Here is an 18881-nt window from a genome sequence, read left to right on the forward strand (position 1 = left end):
AAGTATGTTAATCTATACTGTGGCGATTCAAACCAATCCTAACACAATTTTGCTTTTTAATACGAATACATCTATCAAAAACTTTGATTTTAAATAAAAAAACTACATTAATCAAAAAATTTTTTTAAAAAATTCATTATAAACATTAATTTGAATTAAGAATTAAAAAATTATATAAACGGCTTAGAAAGTTAAAACATAAAAACATTATAAAAACTTACTTAATGTCATTAATAAGCGGTCTTAAAAGATTTCAAAAAGAGATAAATTGAAGATTAATCTAGGCTCAACAAGAAATAAATAATATAATAAAATTCAAAGTTTTAAAACAATAAGGGGCCAATTGAACCTGAAATCGCACGATCTTTTTTCTATAACAATTTAACAGTGGCAAGTTGGCCACCCCACTTATTATACATCATTATATTTATAAGCTTTTCAGTTTAATAAAGCTGAAAAGCTTATAATTCCTTTATACCCCACCTTATTGATCAAAAGAATTTCAAATAACATGGATAACTAGCAGATAGTATTACTCTCGCAAAAGAGCTTTGAATGAATATATGGTTCACTTTAAAGGCTTGCTTTTCCAACTTAATTAAACTTTTTAAAAGTCTTCTTTTACTTTTAATTTATCCTCTTTAATCTTAGAAATTTTAAAAAATCTATTACTACAGAAACAAACAAAATCAATTTAAACTTTATGTGCTTACAATAAATTGATATTTAAATTGATATTAATTTATTATAAATTGCGCTAATACGTTACTTGTTAAAACTTACTATTAGGAGATAATAAAAACATGAAAAAAATTTTCACATTAATATTAATTTTTGGGTTAACAATTCAAATCTTTGCCACAAAAAAAGACATACAAGATAAAATTGGAAAAGGTATTGAAAGTTTTAATAAATATGATAAAGAGAAAAAAAATCCAATAGGGCCATTCCTTTTAAATTTATTTTTGCCTTTTGGAATAGAATCCTTTGTCCAAGGAGATTATATTGGTGGAGGCTCGGCGCTTGGATTTAATTTATTGGGAGCAATCCTTTGGGGAACTGGAATTATTCTTAATCACCGTGAAACACAATTAACCGGATACATACTAATAGGGATGGGAGCAAGCATGGTTTTAACATCCTACACAGCCTCACTTATTATTCCATTTACATTTGCAAATCATCGGCACAATGAAAATCTTAAAAAGAGACTAAGCGCTGAGCTTGCGGGTTTTGAACCCAATTTTGATCTTGGAATAAACGGATTCCAATTGTCGTTTAAAAAAATTATTAAATTAATAATAGATAATAAAATTAAAAATCAATTTGCAAACAAAGAAAGTATTCACACCAACGCTATTGTTCGCTTATAAATTATACTTAAAATATCCTTATCTTTAATAATAAAATTCTTGCAATCTTGCCGAAAACTCAGCCCAATTAAAAAATTATTCTTAATGCCAAATTGGTACAATATTTTTAACAATTATTAATAATAATATAATAATTAATTAAAATGTTCTAAACATATTATTAAAATGCTATAATTACTAATTATTATTAATAATTAAAATACTTTTTAAGGAGACTATTTTGAAAAAAACGATTATTGTATTTATAATATTAGCATTAATGCTTAATTGCAAAAACAAAAATAATGATACCGAGCCAAACAACGATCTAGATGAAAAATCTCAAAAATCGCAAGCTAAATCAAATCTAGTTGATGAAGATAGAATTGAATTTAGCAAAGCAACACCTTTAGAAAAATTAGTAAGCAGATTAAACTTAAACAACACGGAAAAAGAAACACTAACATTTTTAACAAACTTATTAAAAGAAAAACTAGTAGACCCAAATATTGGCTTACATTTTAAAAATACCGGTGGAGATGAAAGCAAAATAGAAGAGTCTATACAAAAATTTTTATCAGATCTAAAAGAAGATGAAATAAAAGATCTGCTTGCAAAAATTAAAGAAAATAACGATAAAAAAGAAAAAGATCCAGAAGAGCTAAATACTTATAAAAGCATACTTGCTAGCGGATTTGATGGAATTTTTAATCAAGCAGATTCCAAAACCATACTTAATACTTTGAAAGAGACTATATAGCAAGCCTAAGTTTAAAACTTATAATTAATTTAAAAAAGCTAGTGGTTTTAAACTGCTAGCTTTTAAAATAACTTTTTAGTCAATCAACGAATTAAATGCAAAACTTGCGCTTTTTATCTTGGGATATTTTTCAATTATTTTTTTCATAGTAACATTAAAAAGCTGAGAATCAAGAGAAATTCTGTAAACTTTTTCATTTTTTGGATACTGCTTGTATTTAATGGTAATCTCAGCAATCATATCGCTCCAAGTTCCATTATTATAAAGAGAAACAAAAGCCTCAATCAATTTTTTAGCATCACTAGAACCAAAAGGATATGCGGTTACAAGACCAGATTCAATTGATTTTTCAGACATTGGAAGTCTTCCCCAAAATCCACCTTTATTTTCATTAAAATTTATATCATTTCCTTTGCTTATTAATTTAAACCCAGAAACAGAATATAACGGATCACTCTCGCTAGTAGTTTCAAAAACTATTATAGGCATGGCATAAGAAATATAGCTTCCATCAACAGGAGAAACAAGATAAGAATACTTAATGCCCCTAAGCTCTTTAATAAAATCTCCGCGCTCATCAAACAAATCTCTGGCTTTAATTTTTATCCAACGAACAGAAACTGCCCAAATAAAAGCATTTATTGATTTTGTTCCTTCTAAAAAATCTATTTTAGAGTAATCAATAAATTTAATTTTATTCTCAAAGACCCTGTGGGTTTCATAATTTTGCAAATCATAAACGGCTCCACAACCTCCAGAAAAAAGCCCAAAATTCATTGCTTCTAAAGCTCTTTTTTCCTGGCCCGTCTTGCTTGATCCACGTTCCCCAATAGGCTTATTGCTTCCCTTTCCCTCCATTTTTGAATTATCATCTAAATTACACCCTAGAACTAAAACCACAAAGGATACAATGACTCTTTTCAAAATGCTCCCCCTTTAAACTTTTAAAATTTTAAAATTTTATCTAATATTTAAAATTTTTAAATTAGATTATTAGAAGCAAATGTAGATCAATTAACAAAAAAATCAAAATAAAAACCTTAGCGTCTGCTAATTTCTTTTATTAGGCCGTTTAACATGCTATTTATATAATCATAAAGTTTTTTATTCTTGCCAATATTGTTGTAATAAAGTTTAAAAATTTCTAAAAGAGAATTTCTAACTTTAAAAATCAATACTCTTTTGTTTTTATTTCTAATAGAGCCTAATGCTTGCTTGAAAGATTTACGTGATTTTTCCATTTCTTTTAAAAACCTATCAACATCGTAATTTAATGTTATTTCCTCTAACTTTCTTAATATCAACCTAGTATATTCCTTTCCAAGCCTTTTAAACAAATCGTCAAGATTTTCAAAATCCAATTCTCCGTCTAGCAAAACCCTGCAACATTGCAAAGTCTCTTCTTCTTCGTCTGTTAAATTACGCTTCCAATTTAAATGCCAATCAAGCTCTGACTTTGTGGTAAGAGAAAAATTTTTTAATTCAAGAAGTTCTTTGCTAACGCTACTAATTTGTTGATCTACTGTTTTTTCAAGAGCAACAAGAATATCTGCGCTTGAACCACTCGCATTAATCTTGGTTAGATAAAATTGTTGACACAAATTCATATCTAAAAGAGAAATTTCATCTTCTCTATCACTTTTATCAGAATAATTTCCAATCAATCGCCCTAAAGTGCTCATTTTAGAAGACAAATCTCCCCACCGCTTTTTTCCTATATCAATCAAAAACTGATTAACATCTTTTTCGCTGTATTTATATTTTGCTAACACTTCATCATTGTTTAAAAGCCACCCACCAAGAGCATATCTATTCTCATCATTTTGCAAAGATTTCTTAAAAAACTCAAAATTTTTGTCTTCTTCCAAATTTAAATGGGGAATCCAAATCTCATCGTGAGCATTTTTCAGTAAAGCTTTACCGTATCTTGACTTACCAATGTTGTGCTTTGAAGAAGTTTCTTGCAAAGACTCAGAATTATCTAAATTGTCAAAATCATTGCTCAACTGATCCCGGTCTTTAGGCATTAAATTTTTAGAATTTCTTAAAGTTTGCAAATCCTTTTTAAAGTCTTTAGATTTTCTTAATGAATGGCCATTCTTTTTGCTTTCAAAATTACTTAGCCCAAAATCTTTAAGCCCATTGTTCTTAGAATCTAAAGATTTGTTTTCGTTGCTTATTAAATTTTGCTTATTGCTAGAAGTAGTACTTTTTAAATCTTCTTCTAAAGATTTACCCTTACAATTAACAAACAACGGGAAACTAATAATAACTGCAATTCCTATTTTATTCATAAATTTAATTACCTCTATTTAATTGTCGGTTTAAATAAAAATATAGCTCACTTTACATACACTAAATGTATACATCACATTATTCATTACTATAAAAGGAATTAGGATCGACATTATTTTAATAAATAGTTTTTTAAAATAAAAAAACTATTTAAAATAACTTAAATAAAGTTTTAAGCCTAAATTAATCCAATAATGCCTTTTAAAGCAAAAAAATATTAATTATCTGTGTTATTTAACAATATAAAAATTGCACAGATAAATTAAAATTATTAACATCAATTTAAATCATAGAAATTAAAATTTTCAAATCTAGACATAGTTGACACAAAATAAACAACCATAAACAGAAAGATTAACTCTTAAAATAAGAGTTAATCTAGGAGTTGATTAAAAAAAAGCTAAAACGAAGCAGATGCATCATAGTTTTTTACAAGATTACAAGCCTCTTCAATGTTTTTGGTAGTCATAAAAGATTGTCGCAAATTATCTATGTAGGTTTTTTCAACCTGTAGCAATTGCTGTTTGGCATTGGCAACATTTGCAACATTTGAGCTCTCAAGAGCCATTTTGGCCTTTCTTTTGGCCTTTAAACACTTAACAACAGTAACAAGCATTTCTTTTATTTTCTCTTCATTTAAATTAAAAATTTGATTAAACTTGTCGGGATTGCTATCAAGAACTACCTGTTCAAGAAAAAACAAAGCTTCTTTTTGGTCATCATTTAAAGAGTCTACAAAAGAAATTTTAAGGTCTTTACTTGATGCACCATTAGAAGCATTTAAAACCTTTGAAGACCTTCTCCTAAGATCAGAATAATTAAATTCTTTACAAGAAAAGAATAATAAAATAACAAATAATAAAATATTTTTCATACGTCTCCCACACACATTACTATTATGTAAATATTTAAATTTTAAAAATTAAATAAATTTTTTTAAAAAAAAATATAAATTATAATATATCTCAACATTTAAAATAATAAACATTTTGTAAAACTTTATAGCAATATCGAATAAAATATGTTAAAATGACTTTGGTAGTTAAAAATGGAAATTAAAATTGATGAAAAATTTAATATAGTATTTAACAACGATCTTAAATTAATAGAAAACATTGAAGAACAAAAACAGCGTTTATTTTTTTATCTTAAGACACCAAAAGGTAGTTTAAAGGAAAATCCAAATTATGGGCTTGACTACAGCTTTTACTTTAAACTTTGCAAAGCTAATAAACTAGAATCTATTAAAAATTTTTTTTTAAACCTTTCAAAAGAACTCAAAATAGACCTTATTAACGTAAGGCCAAGTATTAAAAACAAAACAATAACAATAAATTTTTTCTTTTTAGGAAAAGACAATTTAAAAATGGATTTTAAAATATGAGTATAATTTTTGACAAAAACTTGGGAATATTGGAAAAAACAATAGAAGAAATTCAAAATGAAAAAAAACATATGCTTAGAACAAAATACGGCATAAACATTAAAGAAAATTCAATTTACGACATAATAAACTTTCCAAGTTCAAGTATTGACAAACAAATATCAGAGGCCTTAAAAGAACTTTTTTCCAAAATAAAAGAAAATGGAAGCTACTTTAATGCACTCAAAGAAGACTTAAGCACACCCAAAAGCTCAACTTACGAAGCAATAAGAAAAGCCCTGCTAAATGTTGAAGGGATTAAGCACATAAATATTTTAAGTGGACCTGGAATAATTAACCTTTACTTAATACTAAAAGACGATTGCTTTAAAGACCTGGAGAAAAAGCAAATCAAAATTGAAACTAAAGAAAATATTTGGCAAGCAATCTACTATACAGCACCAAGTGGAACAGTTTTTAAAGGTGACATTGAGATTGAGTTTTTAAACAAATACAACCAAAAAAAAACATACAAATTCAGCTTAGGTAAGAAGAAATATGCATATCTTAAAGCAGTCTACAAAACAGAAGCAAAAGACGCAATCTACAAAGAAATAGACACTCAAATTAGAGACATTTACAACAAAATATTAACCGACAAATACATTGAAATGGGAACATCTTTTAGATATCAAGACTTTCTTGCACCAGTTAGCATTATCTGGGGAATAAAAGAGCTTAAAATAGGAATTTGTATTAAAAATGATGATACAAAAAAAATCACACAACTTAATGATGGTGATTTTACATTCAATAAAGACGAAAACACTAAAGAGGATGAAATTATTATTTTTGATACAAACAAAAGACTGCTTATTAACAGAGAATAAAAATGAATAAAGAGATCCCAAAATTTTTAGAAAATACCCAAATTGAAAAATTCATTTGCAATGAGCTTGATTACAAAAAAGAAATACTAAGAGAACTAAAAGAACTGCTTGCAAACTTTAACACAATTGACGTTAAAAAGAACATTAACTCCAAATACATTGCATTACTAATGCTTTCAATATTTAACGCATTTCACTTTAAAAAAGAGCTTGACAAAAATCTTGTCAACTCTTTAGATGCCATTATTTTTGCAATAAAGTCCATTGGAACTGATGAGAGCTTTATCGTACTCTTTAAAGCCTTTTTACACGCAAATGTAGAAGTCAGCTCAAACGAAAAGGTCCCAGGCGAAATAATAATAAAATTGCTTGGAAACATTAAGTCTCCTATTGAATTTAATGTTGCAGCAAAAAATCAAAACAAGCTAAAAAAAATAGCCGCAAAGCACGCCGGGCTTAAAAAAACTCTAACTTCTAACTATATGCCCAAAGATTACAAAAATTCAGTATATGAATTTATTAAAATATTAATTCCCATAGGAAGAATAGTTAAAATCATAGACAAAAAACAAATAGAAATAAAAGGCACAAGAACAAAAAAATTTAGCACAGCAGATCATTTTTTTTAACCTTCTGCTTAAATAGCTTATAAATAAAATTTAAAACTTAAAGAAATTTAAAAGGAGAATTTATGAATACCAACGAACCACAAGAAAGCGTACAAATAAAAGACTTAAACAGAAAAACAAAGGTTAATCAAAGCGACCTTATTCCTATTGATGACATAGTAGAAGATACTTGTGCAATCACATACAAACATCTCCTAGAACAAATACAAAAAGACACATTTTATAACAACGAATTTGGATGCTTTAAAAAAGCAATAAAAGAGATAATTAGCAAAGAACTTTTAGAAAACACAGAATATATAAAAAACATTTACATTAAAGTAATCTCAAAGCTTTTAAATCTAAAAACGCCACTTGAAAACATAGATTTTGATACTGTTTTTAGAAAAGTTAAATCTACACTTATTGAGAGTCTAAAGCACACAAACACAAAACCATCTTCAAGCAAAATTTCAATTTATAACTCAGAAACAAAAGATATTGAATTTATTCAATTTGAAATCTTGATTGAAAGTTTAAAAGAATTTCTTGCGGAAAAATCTGAAATAAATGAGCTTAAAAGCAACCTAACAGGGTGCGTACAAACAAAAGATTTTACAGATAAATTTCGAAACTCTTTCCAATTAATACCCAAACATAGTTTTGATACAAAAAATGAACAGCTTGTAAGCTGTTATGAACAAGGAATTCCACAAATTGTAAACGTTCCTATTTGGTGGCAAGGAAAACCAAACGACTTTGGAGGACTACACACAATAATTGATGATGTTAGAATAATGGAATTCCAATATAAAAATAAAGCTACAACCGTTGTGCTTAAAAACAGAAGTAGCACATCAATTGTAATAAAAGAATCACAAAAGGACAATTACATTTACTTACAAATAACTGCAGAAATCAGATATTCAAGCTCAACAGAAAATCACAATAAACAATTTTACCTTCAATTTGAAAAAAGCTCTGCAAAAATTCTAATAGCTTCATTTTCTTCTCAAAACATGCCCACACTTAAAACACCAATTTACAATGGTTGGTACTACGTTGGATCGGACAAACTAAGCACGGGAGAAGAAATGCCAATACTAAACAAAGCATAAAAAATAAATAAAAGGAGATATTTATGGATACAATACTTATTTTTTTGTCAACAATTGACAATACAAAACTAATTATACTGGGGGGATTTATTGTGCTGGCAATAATGCCAATGATTTTAGCAATAAAACCACAGTTTAGAGAAAATTTAAATTTGCTTATCAAAAAACTCTTAAAAAATATAAATAAAAAGGAAACAAAATGAACAGTAAAACAAATATCAACTCTGGCATTGAGGCTTTGAATAATTTATATGATTTTCTAAAAAGCAGCGATTCTCCAACAGAAGTCAAAGTGGAAAAAGGAATATATTTAGGGCTTAATCTTTACAATCTAATAATAAGCATATACAAGGACAGAATTACAGCCCTTGAGAAGAAAGAATCATTAAAATTGTTAAATGAAATTGAAAATGTCAATAATAAAATTACTCAACTTATATCAAGCATTAATGACGAGAGAGATGTAAACATTATTGAGCATTTAAGAGAAGAGAGAAATGAACTAATGGCAATCAAAACTCAAGCGCTCCAAGAAGAAATAAAAGAGCTCGCAGAAGGGCCAAGCACCACTAACAACAAAACCCAAGACTTAAAAGAAAATAAAGGAGATAAAATTGCAAATTAAAAATTTTCCTTTTTTGTTTTTATTAAACATTCTTATAATCTTTTCGTGCTCTACAATAGCAAGCCTTCCAGAAGAACCATCATCCCCAAAAGAGTCAACATTAAAGGCTTTAAGCTTATATGAAGCGCATCTTTCAAGCTATATTATGTACTTACAAACATTTCTTGTAAAAACTAAACAAAAAGTAAATAATAAAAATTATCCTGAGTTTACACTTTTTGATACAAGTAAATTAGAAAAAGATCAGACTCTAAAATCAATCAAAACAAACATTGATGCTTTAAAAAAGCACATTGACAAAATAAAACCAATTGCAATGCAAATTTACAAAAAATACTCAAAAAATATACCTTAAAAGTCATTTAACTTTTCTTTTTCCTGAAAGTCCCAGTTGTGGGGCTTTTTTTAATAAAAAGTCTAGATTAAATCCAAGTTTAATTAAAATCAAACCTAATTAAAATTAAAATTAATTGATGTTATTATCATTTTATTTTTTTTTTAATTTTCTATTTGTTATTTTTTAATCTTATAATATAATTATACTTGTATTAAGTTATATTAATATAAAAGGAGAATATATTATGAAAAAATATTTATTGGGAATAGGTCTAATATTAGCCTTAATAGCATGCAAGCAAAATGTTAGAAGCCTTGACGAAAAAAACAGCGTTTCAGTAGATTTGCCTGGTGAAATGAAAGTTCTTGTAAGCAAGGAAAAAGACAAGGACGGCAAGTACAGTCTAATGGCAACAGTAGACAAGCTTGAGCTTAAAGGAACTTCTGAGAAAAGCAATGGATCTGGAGTACTTGAAGGCGTAAAAGCTGACAAAAGTAAAGTAAAATTAACAATTTCTGACGATTTAAGTCAAACCACACTTGAAGTTTTAAAAGAAGATAACACAACACTAGTATCAAAAAAAGTAACTTCCAAAGACAAGTCATCAACAGAAGAAAAATTCAATGAAAAAGGTGAAGTATCTGAAAAAACAATAACAAGAGCAGACGGAACCAGACTTGAATACACAGAAATTAAAAGCGATGGATCCGGAAAAGCAAAAGAGGTTTTAAAAGGCTATACTCTTGAAGGAACTTCAACTGCTGAAAAAACAACATTTATGATTAAAGAAGGAACTGTTACTTTAAGCAAGAATATTTCAAAATCTGGGGAAGTTTCAGTTGAACTTAATGACACTGACAGCACTGCTGGTACTAAAAAAACTGGAGCTTGGAATTCAGGCACTTCAACTTTAACAATTACTGTAAACAGCAAAAAAACTAAAGACCTCGTGTTTACAAAAGAAAACACAATTACAGTACAAAAATACGACTCAAATGGCACCAAATTAGAGGGGTCAGCAGTTGAACTCAAAACACTTGATGAAATTAAAGCAGCTTTAAAATAAGGAGAATTTAATTTATGAAGCAATATTTACTAGGATTTGCCTTGGCGTTGGCTTTAATAGGATGTGCACAAAAAGGTGCTGATACTAAAGACAATGATGAAAAACCTGCAAACTCAAACAAACAAGAACAACAAGGTAATAAACAAAATCCTGCTAAATTAAAAGAAGACTCAGTAACTTTGTTTAATGGTAATGAAATTTTCGTAAGCAAAGAAAAAAATGACTCCGACAACTATGATTTAAGAGCAATAATTGATAGAGTTGAGCTTAAAGGAACTTCCAATAAAAATAATGGTTCTGGAACCCTTGAAGGTGTAAAAACTGACAAGAGTAAAGTAAAATTAAGAGTTTCTGATGATCTAAACACAGTAACATTGGAAACATTTGATGCTAGCAACCAAAAAATTTCAAGCAAGGTTACTAAAAAACATGGATCAATAACAGAGGAAACTTACAAAGCTAAAAAATTAGACTCCAAAAAGTTAACAAGATCAAATGATACTACACTTGAATATTCAGAGATTACAAATGAGGAAAATGCTACAAAAGCAGTAGAAACTCTTAAAAATGGCATTAAGTTTGAGGGAAGTCTTGTAGGTGGAAAAACAACATTGAAAATAGCAGAAGGAACTGTTACTCTTACAAGAGAAATTGATAAAGATGGAAAAGTAAAAGTCTTTTTAAATGATACTACTTCTGGTTCTACCAAAAAAACAGCGAAATGGAGCGAAACTAATAGTACCTTAACAATTTCTGCTGACAGCAAAAAAACTAAAGATCTTGTGTTCTTAACAGATGGTACAATTACAGTACAAAAATATGACACATCTACAGGTACCAACTTAGAAGGCAAAGCAACTGAAATTAAAAATCTTTCAGAACTTAAAAATGCTTTAAAATAATATATAAATAAACCCCCCTACAAGGCATTAAGCTAGTGTAAAAAGGGTTTATTACAACCTAAAAATTGAATTTATATATTTTTCAATTTGTTACTTCTAGAAAAAGTCTCTTGGGAGACTTTTTCTCTTTTTTAAAAGAGAAAACACAACAACAATCAAGCTAAACTATTTCGGTTATTTGGCTATTTCGGTCTTTAATCTTTAAAATCAAAATAAAAAGCACAAATAAACTGAATATACAAAACTTAATAAAATTAATGGGGCTAATTCCTTCACCCAAGCCCAATTCTTGAATGAAGGATAAATAAATAAAATAATCTAAATTCTTAATAAAATTAAACCCATCGCTAATAAGCTTACTATTTTAAATAAAAATTAAAGCGTAAAAATAATTTACTCCTAATATAAGTTTATTATTTATTATATTTTATAGTTTATTACAAAAACTTACTTTTGTAAAGTATATTTAACAAATATTTATTAAATATACTTTTTTTTTATTTTTTATATAAAAATACTTTACTTTTTTAAGAAACTGTACTATTAATTAAGTTATAATTATAGAAACTACTTATATTAGGAGTATAAAATTGAAAACATTAAAACAAAAATCACCAAGCACTACAAAAAGAATAAAAAAAACTACAATCAACTTCCAACACAATTTAATTGTATTAATCTCTACTCTTAACTTTATAAACTCAAACTTTAAAAAATACACACAAAACAACATACTTTATTTCCTAAATAAAAACCTTGAAAGGAATAAACAAAAACCCATAAAACTCAAAACACTACAAAACTATTTATACACACTAGAGAAAAAATTTAAAGTCACTCGAAACTACTGTAAACATTTGGGAAAAAATTCGGGAAGTGAAACCTATTATAAACTTAAATACGAAAAAGAAAAATGCTATTTGATAATTAACACATACTTTAAAGAAAAAACAATCAATAAAATTAACGAATTTACGCAAAGAATAAAAAAATTCAATAAAATAAATAGTAGTGTTAAATGGGAGTGTTTTAATAATAATAATAATATATATAAATATAAAGAATATAGAAATATACACAAAAATTCTAAAAAAACAATAAATAATGAAACAATAAAAAAATATTTAAGCAAATGTAACTTTAAAACAGAAATTCCAGCATTAATAATGAATCTAAAAACACCAAACAGAACCAAAATCTATCATTTAAGAAACCTAAAACACATTGAAAATGATCTTAAGGAAATAGATCCCAAAAGCATTGAAAAGCACATATCAAACACAATAAAAGAAAATGTAAACAATCCTGGATATCTATGCAAATTTTTTAAAAATAGTGGATACAAAAAAATGATAGATAAAATAAAAAAAACAGAGAAAAAATATATAAATAAAAAAGAAATTCTAAAAAAAATACTTGAAGAAAAAATAAAAGAATTAGAAAATGAACAATATAAAAAAGAAGATCTTGAAAAGTTTTTTAGAAAAACATACGAAATTTACAAAATAAAACCACATTTCATAATAGAGCACAAAAAATATCCAGATTTAGATAAGCTGGTAAAAAGAGCAAAAACAGAATCCTCTAAAATCCAAGACAAAATGATAAAATTAAAAAGTATAAAAAACAACGTTTTTAGTATATTATTAGAACAGTTAAGGCATAAAGTAGATGATGATAAGCTAGTTCCTGCTTTAAAAAAATTCATTGAAAATGAGCCTGACCTTAATTATAGCAAGGTATTTAACAATTCCTACTATAATAACTTGATTGAAATAGTGGGCTAAAAAGAAAATGTACAGTTTGGCTTTACTATTAAGGAAAAAGGAAAAAAATGACGGCTTTACTTGAACGATTAAAGCAAAAGCAAAAAGAATTAAAACTGAACGAAGAAAACAAACCAAAGACAAAAAAAGAAAAAAAGGCTAACGTCTTTTCTAAGATTGAGGAGGTTAAAAGTAGAAAGATATACCATACTAAAATCTTTAATGACTTTTATACATTTGGAATAAGCAAGAATGAACCTACGAAATTTTTCATTTCTTTAAGGGGAATTTTTAACATAGAAGACATAAGCATGTTTCATTTATTCTCTGTAAGAGAAGATGATGAATTTATGGGAATTCATTATGGAATAAGAAAACTTGATAAAGCATTTATTGTAAAGAACTTCAACAAGAAAGAAACTTACACTCTTAGAAAATGTGAATACATTGAATTCAAGTTTAAAAAAGGTTCTGTTTTTTGTTATTTAAACGGTCTTCATATTTTACTTAAAAAGGACAGGATAAACAGTCCCTATTACAACACGCTGTTAAATATTATTTTAGAACTAGAAACCGAACTCTACGCTTTTTATAGCAAAAAATTGTCAAAAGGGGGAATTATTCCTGAATGGATAAAAAAGAGACAAAAGTAATAACAATTGCAAGTATAAAAGGTGGTGTTGGCAAGAGCACAACAAGTTTAATTTTTGCCACATTGCTATCAATTAAATGTAAGATTCTTTTAATAGATATTGATACTCAAGCCTCAACAACAAGCTATTTTTTTAATAAGATTAAGGACAAGAATGTAGATTTAATAAATAGAAATATATATGAAGTATTAATATCAAATTTACACATAGATAATGCATTAATAACAATTAACAAAAACCTAGATTTAATTCCAAGCTATTTAACATTACATAAATTTAATTCAGAATCTATTCCATATAAAGAATTTAAATTAAAAGAACAGCTAAAGTTGCTAAGCAATCATTACGATTACATAATACTTGACACAAATCCCAGCTTAGATTTCACTCTAACAAATGCTCTTGTGTGTAGCAATGACATAATAATACCAATAACAGCAGAGAAATGGGCCGTTGAAAGTTTAGATTTGTTTACTTTTTTTATGAACAAGCTATTATTAACTTTGCCAATGTATTTAATTAATACTAAATTTAAAAAAAACAACACCCACAGAGAACTCTTAAGGGTTTTAGAAAAAAACAGTAATTTTTTAGGCACAATATCTGAAAGAGAGGATTTAAATAAAAGAATAGCAAAAAATGACAAATTTGATTTGACGAAGGATTACATAATAGAGTACCAAAATACGCTTACTGCGTTTTTAAGTAAATCAAGTTACGTACACTAAGTGTACTCAAGTTGTAAAGGAGGAGCACAATGGATATAAAGATAAATAAAAGAAATTTATCTGAGAGTGCCACAGAAGAAGAACACGCTCTTATTCATTATAATAAGCTTAAAGAAAAATTAAACATTAACTTCCAAAAAGAAATTTATTGCAAAATAGAAGCAATGAAGGTTTTAAAAGAAATTAAAGATAAAGAATATTATAAACTTGACAATTATTCCAGTTTTGATGATTTTGCAAAAGACTATAGACTTGCTAGAACTCAAACGTATAAGTATCTTAAAATTGCAACAGCAATAGAAGAAGGTCTTATTGAAGAAAAGTATGTGGTTAAAAACGGAATCAATGATACAATTTATCTTCTTAAAACAAAAGAAAGTCCAAGTTTAAAAAAATCTAACCAAAACCCAATAAAACCACTAAGATTTCAGCTTAAAAAGGAAGAATCTTATTCTTTTTATAAAAAAAATGCAAAGCTTACAAGCTTTCTTTTGGAGAAAATTTTTTTTGAGGAAAAAGATTTTTTATCAAAAATAATTAAAGAATTTGAAGCTTTAAGAAATAAACAAAAATGAAATATTTATTTGCAAAACTTGAAAAGTTAGTGTATACTTTATAGGTACAGACTGACACGCAATGTGTCGCTCTTAATATAAGGACCTGTTACCTTAAAGGGTTTATTGGGGAGTCTTTAAAAAGAAATTCCAATAAACCCTTTAACTTTTGATTTAAAGTTTTTATTTTTTAACACTAATTTTGGAAAAATTTAGAAAAGTATTTACAAAACATAAATTTTTTTATACTATGGTATTAGTAAAAAACTTATATTAGGGGTTAAGATGAAAAGGCTTAATAAGATCAAAAGGAAAGAATGCTACAAGCTTTTAATTGAAACTTTTGCCATTAAAAACAATGGGTTTGAGTGGCTTGGTTCTAACAATATTAAAGATTCTTAAAACCGAATGTTTTCTTATTAAGCTTTTAGATTCTAAAGTTTAAATAAAAATTGGTTAGGAATGTTTAATTATTTAAAAAATATATTTAAAAATTGTGTATTTAAAAATGTTTGTTGAGAAAATATTACAAAGTAATTCAGAGTTGTTTGAAGACGTTCAAAAGTCCGGATGTTATTTTTTATCTTTGCACTATTGGATATTTGGTTTAACAGGGATCGATTTTACAACAAAAGACGTTAATTTAAATTACCAGCGGTTTTTGGAATTGGGATTTATAAGAAATGATTGTTATATTTTAAATCCATGTAAAATTCTTAGTTATTATAGAATATTTTCAAAGGTCAGATATGAGGGTCCGCTTTATTTGCCTAAAGCTGGCATAGAGTTTGAAATAACAGAGATTAAGGTTAAAGATCAGGGGTTTGTGCATTTTCTTGTAATGGATAATAATAAGGTGCTTTACGACAGTCTTGATTTAAAGGCTAAGGGAAAGAAATTTCAAATAACATCAAAAAGGATATTTAATTATTTTATTTGAAAATATTAATGATAGGTTATAACTTTTAATGTTTGATACAGTGTTTAACTTTTTGAGTTAATTGTTTTACTTTAATTCCTTTTAATTTTTGGATGCCTTTTGAAAAGCTTAATATTTACTGTATGCATTTCAAAATTAACATTTAAATTATAAGACCAAACAACCTAAAATCAGTTGATTGTTTGGTCTTATGTTTTTACTTTAAGTTAAATTAAAAAGGTGTTTATTTCTTCTTTTCCTTTTCTGAAGCTTTGTTAAGTTCTTGCATTTGTTTTGCTTTAACCTTTTGTAACTTTTCTTTCATTTTTTTTGCAATCTCAAGTACTCCTTCAGCTGTAGTTGCAGGATGAGCTTCGGCTGCAATTGTGACTGTTTTTTTCATTTCTTGTACCCCAATATCTTCTAGTGGTTTTGAGACTTCAAGCATTAAGTTAAGCATTGCTGAGAATGCACCACTACTCCCAGTTTTTTTAAGCTTAGTGGCTTCTTCTTCTATTGCTTTTATGAACTTTTCTGCTACGGCAACAGCTCGTAGTTTTGCTTTTCTTATGAATTCAGGGTTCCCCGATACCTTGCCGCCTGTTGCATTACTTGTAAATGCTTCGAAGTTTACGCCGCTAGCAGCAGCCTCTTTTTTAATTTTATCTATTTCATCTGCAATGTCTTTTGCCGATGTTTCTAATCTAATTTTTGTTTCTCCCGTTAGGCCGCATGATATGAGCAGTTTAACAAGTATAGTTAGTTTAAGTAAATTTTTAAAAGTTGTTTTACTAGTTTTATTATATTCCATAATATTTATCCTTTTTTTGAATTTTAATAAAAGCAATAAGCTAATATTAATATTATTAAATTGTAAATATTAGGACGAGCTAAAAATTTTACTTTTAGTTCATTCTAATGACAATATTTTTAATATTTATTTTCTTTTTTTTGCTTTTGTTATTTTTTTCCTCCCCACTATTTTCAATATTTTGTTTTACTTTAACCGCTTTTAGTTGATTTTCTATTTGAGCTTTAATTAACCACAAGCAATCTTTAATCTTTCGGCTGTGATATAGGATTGCTTTTAGCCTTCTCTAAAACACGGGCTTTTAAGCTTATTGTTCTAGCGTCTTTTAGTAATTCTGTAACTTCAAGCATAAGTAAAACATAGCCAAGAATTTACCACTGTTTCGAGTTTCTTTAAGACTTAAGGCTTCTTTCTCTACTATCTTAAGGAACTTTTTTCCTGTTTTTTTACCAGCGGCTTGTACTTTTGCTTCTCTTAAGACCATTTAGCCATCCATCACCCTAGAGCCGGTTTTATGGTCTTTAAAAGCTGCAAAAAGTACACCTTTCTTAGCGGCTTCTTTTTTAATTGATTCAATTTTGTTTTTTTTTACGAATCCAATATTACATGCGACCAATAGATCAAAAAACAAGACCATAACTATTGAATTCAATTTTTCAATTTTCATTTGTTACCTCCTTTACCTTTATATTAGATTTGTTTAAATCTAAATTTTAGCCCATTTTATTGAAAATAAAATAAATTGGCCAATAGGGGCGACATAAAAAGTTAATATAATTTTTAGATTTGTACTGAATTGCAAAGCTTTTATTTTAAAATCGCATTAGTGTGAATTTTGTTTTTATTTTTTATTGGGGATATGAATTTGTTTTATGCAAATATAGCAGTAACATTGTTTGGAATTACAAGCTAGCTATGCAATCTGGCTTGTAATTTTAAGATTTATTTCCAGTTTGCCAAAATATTACAAATTGGTCAGTTGTAAATTAAATCAAAGATCTAAAAGAATTTAGGTCTTTAAAATAAAAGAGAAGTCATGCTCCCGCAATTTATTGGCTTCTCTTTCAAGTATTTTGACTATTTTGACATTGCTTTAATTTTTTTAATTAGGAGTATAAGCGGGATTGGCAGGCTTAAAAGGCATAAAAATACCCTTTACGCCCTTAAAGAAATGTTCTTTTTTGTTTGCTTTGGGATTATTTTATTTTTTACTTTAATTGTCATACCCAGCAAACTTTCATTAGATGCATTGTTTCCAGCAGCTTCTATTAAGCGCTTTGATTTTTCATTTTGTTTGTTAGCAACAATTTCTTTGATTTTTGTTTCTTGCTCCCGAGTAAATGTCCCGCCATTCAGATTACACAACAATATTATTGCTGGCAACAGAATATATTTTATTTTAAATATTCCCTTCTCCTTTTACCATTTATTTTATTAATTTTATTTTATTTAAATAATATATCTCTTTAATTAAATTATTCACAATAAAAAAACAATAATTTTTCTTGAGTTTTTAAAAGAACTTAATTAAAATAAAATAATGATATTTAAAAATAGAAAAGAAGAATATATTTTTTTATTTAAAAAAGGTTTAAAAGATTTAGATATCGCTCAAATTTTAGGTGTTAGCGAATCTTTTGTAGCAAAAGCCCGAAACAAATATTTTAAATCCGGCGATTCTGTTTGTAAAAAGAGCTCTTTTTCTAGCGACTTAGTAGGAGAAAGTATTGCTAAAGCGTCTTTTGATGAGGAAAATTTTAACAATTTAGTACTGCTTGCTACAAAAAAGGCCTGTGAGCTTGAAAATGCTAAAAACGAGGCTGAAAGGTTGTTTTACGAGATAGTTTGTTCTTTTATTGATTCCCACCACAGATATAAAAATCTCAGCTTAGAGGCAATAAAAAAGGAAGCATTAATCTTGGATTTAAAGATTAGCAAACTTCAAATCGAGATTAGTGCTGATAAAAAAAAAGGCCCTAAGAACCAAGAAAGCCTTGAGAGAGAGCTTGCTGATAGGATTAAAGAAAAAGAAGAGATTGAAAAAAAGCTTACTACTATTTGCCTGAGAGAGGATTTTGATGCTCTTGTTAAGCTTAAATCTGTTTTAAGTAGCAAGAATTTAAAATTGGAGTAA

21 protein-coding genes and 2 pseudogenes are annotated in these 18881 nt (G+C 27.4%); 17 read left to right on the plus strand and 6 right to left on the minus strand.

Going from position 1 to position 18881, the window contains the following annotated elements:
• Positions 1-803: 803 nt before the first annotated feature.
• Positions 804-1286: pseudogene (locus tag LRB30_RS03110) on the plus strand (P13 family porin); the annotation flags it as partial.
• Positions 1287-1593: 307 nt separating this feature from the next.
• Complete coding sequence (locus tag LRB30_RS03115; protein WP_231014030.1) at positions 1594-2112, plus strand: hypothetical protein; 519 nt, start codon at positions 1594-1596, stop codon at positions 2110-2112.
• 75 nt (positions 2113-2187) lie between these two features.
• Here the strand turns inward: LRB30_RS03115 and LRB30_RS03120 are convergent, their stop codons facing one another.
• From LRB30_RS03120 to LRB30_RS03130, 3 genes are all read right to left on the minus strand, one after another.
• The gene (locus LRB30_RS03120) at positions 2188-3036 is read right to left on the minus strand and encodes a S2/P23 family protein (protein WP_231014031.1); all 849 of its coding nucleotides are present in this window, start codon (positions 3034-3036) and stop codon (positions 2188-2190) included.
• A gap of 116 nt (positions 3037-3152) precedes the next feature.
• Complete coding sequence (locus tag LRB30_RS03125; protein WP_231014032.1) at positions 3153-4406, minus strand: hypothetical protein; 1254 nt, start codon at positions 4404-4406, stop codon at positions 3153-3155.
• 401 nt (positions 4407-4807) lie between these two features.
• The gene (locus tag LRB30_RS03130; protein WP_231014033.1) at positions 4808-5281 is read right to left on the minus strand and encodes a BBA07 family lipoprotein; all 474 of its coding nucleotides are present in this window, start codon (positions 5279-5281) and stop codon (positions 4808-4810) included.
• Between the two features lie 174 nt (positions 5282-5455).
• Between LRB30_RS03130 and LRB30_RS03135 the strand changes: the two genes are divergently transcribed.
• The 14 genes from LRB30_RS03135 (at position 5456) to LRB30_RS03200 (ending at position 15957) form a co-directional block, all read left to right on the plus strand.
• Entirely contained in the window at positions 5456-5791 is a 336-nt protein-coding gene (locus LRB30_RS03135) for a contractile injection system sheath initiator (protein ID WP_010890377.1), read from the plus strand.
• Complete coding sequence (locus tag LRB30_RS03140; RefSeq protein ID WP_231019145.1) at positions 5788-6660, plus strand: DUF276 domain-containing protein; 873 nt, start codon at positions 5788-5790, stop codon at positions 6658-6660. Before LRB30_RS03135 ends, LRB30_RS03140 begins: the two co-directional genes overlap by 4 nt.
• Before the next feature lie 2 nt (positions 6661-6662).
• Positions 6663-7289 carry a DUF735 family protein gene (locus LRB30_RS03145; protein WP_231014036.1) on the plus strand — a complete coding sequence of 209 codons (627 nt, stop codon included), beginning with the start codon at positions 6663-6665 and terminating at the stop codon, positions 7287-7289.
• Positions 7290-7351: 62 nt separating this feature from the next.
• Positions 7352-8386, plus strand: a complete 1035-nt coding sequence (locus LRB30_RS03150; protein ID WP_231019169.1) for a DUF685 domain-containing protein — start codon at positions 7352-7354, stop codon at positions 8384-8386.
• Positions 8387-8409: 23 nt separating this feature from the next.
• Positions 8410-8589, plus strand: coding sequence for a BlyA family holin (locus tag LRB30_RS03155; RefSeq protein ID WP_231014041.1), 180 nt, complete (start codon positions 8410-8412; stop codon positions 8587-8589).
• The gene (locus LRB30_RS03160; protein ID WP_231019183.1) at positions 8586-9011 is read left to right on the plus strand and encodes a BlyB family putative holin accessory protein; all 426 of its coding nucleotides are present in this window, start codon (positions 8586-8588) and stop codon (positions 9009-9011) included. Before LRB30_RS03155 ends, LRB30_RS03160 begins: the two co-directional genes overlap by 4 nt.
• Positions 9001-9366, plus strand: coding sequence for a BBA14 family lipoprotein (locus tag LRB30_RS03165; RefSeq protein ID WP_231014043.1), 366 nt, complete (start codon positions 9001-9003; stop codon positions 9364-9366). Before LRB30_RS03160 ends, LRB30_RS03165 begins: the two co-directional genes overlap by 11 nt.
• Before the next feature lie 226 nt (positions 9367-9592).
• Positions 9593-10414, plus strand: a complete 822-nt coding sequence (gene ospA, locus LRB30_RS03170) for an outer surface lipoprotein OspA (RefSeq protein WP_231019194.1) — start codon at positions 9593-9595, stop codon at positions 10412-10414.
• A 14-nt stretch (positions 10415-10428) separates the two neighbouring features.
• On the plus strand, positions 10429-11316 hold the full coding sequence (ospB, locus tag LRB30_RS03175; protein WP_231019208.1) for an outer surface lipoprotein OspB: 888 nt from the start codon (positions 10429-10431) through the stop codon (positions 11314-11316).
• Between the two features lie 590 nt (positions 11317-11906).
• On the plus strand, positions 11907-13103 hold the full coding sequence (locus tag LRB30_RS03180; protein WP_231019225.1) for a plasmid maintenance protein: 1197 nt from the start codon (positions 11907-11909) through the stop codon (positions 13101-13103).
• Between the two features lie 47 nt (positions 13104-13150).
• Positions 13151-13735 (plus strand): DUF226 domain-containing protein, encoded by a 585-nt coding sequence (locus LRB30_RS03185; protein WP_231014047.1) that lies wholly within the window; start codon positions 13151-13153, stop codon positions 13733-13735.
• Positions 13711-14463 carry a ParA family protein gene (locus LRB30_RS03190; RefSeq protein ID WP_231014049.1) on the plus strand — a complete coding sequence of 251 codons (753 nt, stop codon included), beginning with the start codon at positions 13711-13713 and terminating at the stop codon, positions 14461-14463. Before LRB30_RS03185 ends, LRB30_RS03190 begins: the two co-directional genes overlap by 25 nt.
• Positions 14464-14492: 29 nt before the next feature.
• Complete coding sequence (locus LRB30_RS03195) at positions 14493-15038, plus strand: chromosome replication/partitioning protein (RefSeq protein WP_231014051.1); 546 nt, start codon at positions 14493-14495, stop codon at positions 15036-15038.
• Positions 15039-15525: 487 nt separating this feature from the next.
• Entirely contained in the window at positions 15526-15957 is a 432-nt protein-coding gene (locus LRB30_RS03200; RefSeq protein ID WP_231014052.1) for a DUF261 domain-containing protein, read from the plus strand.
• A gap of 223 nt (positions 15958-16180) precedes the next feature.
• Here the strand turns inward: LRB30_RS03200 and dbpA are convergent, their stop codons facing one another.
• From dbpA to LRB30_RS03215, 3 genes and pseudogenes are all read right to left on the minus strand, one after another.
• Positions 16181-16747, minus strand: coding sequence for a decorin-binding protein DbpA (gene dbpA, locus LRB30_RS03205; RefSeq protein ID WP_231019238.1), 567 nt, complete (start codon positions 16745-16747; stop codon positions 16181-16183).
• Between the two features lie 325 nt (positions 16748-17072).
• Positions 17073-17414: pseudogene (locus LRB30_RS03210) on the minus strand (DbpA/DbpB family decorin-binding adhesin).
• A gap of 488 nt (positions 17415-17902) precedes the next feature.
• Positions 17903-18115 (minus strand): hypothetical protein, encoded by a 213-nt coding sequence (locus LRB30_RS03215; RefSeq protein ID WP_231019246.1) that lies wholly within the window; start codon positions 18113-18115, stop codon positions 17903-17905.
• A gap of 172 nt (positions 18116-18287) precedes the next feature.
• Here LRB30_RS03215 and LRB30_RS03220 point away from each other — a divergent pair, with 172 nt between their 5' ends.
• Entirely contained in the window at positions 18288-18881 is a 594-nt protein-coding gene (locus tag LRB30_RS03220) for a helix-turn-helix domain-containing protein (RefSeq protein ID WP_231014056.1), read from the plus strand.

The organism is Borreliella americana (assembly GCF_021043605.1).
Lineage (GTDB): Bacteria > Spirochaetota > Spirochaetia > Borreliales > Borreliaceae > Borreliella > Borreliella americana.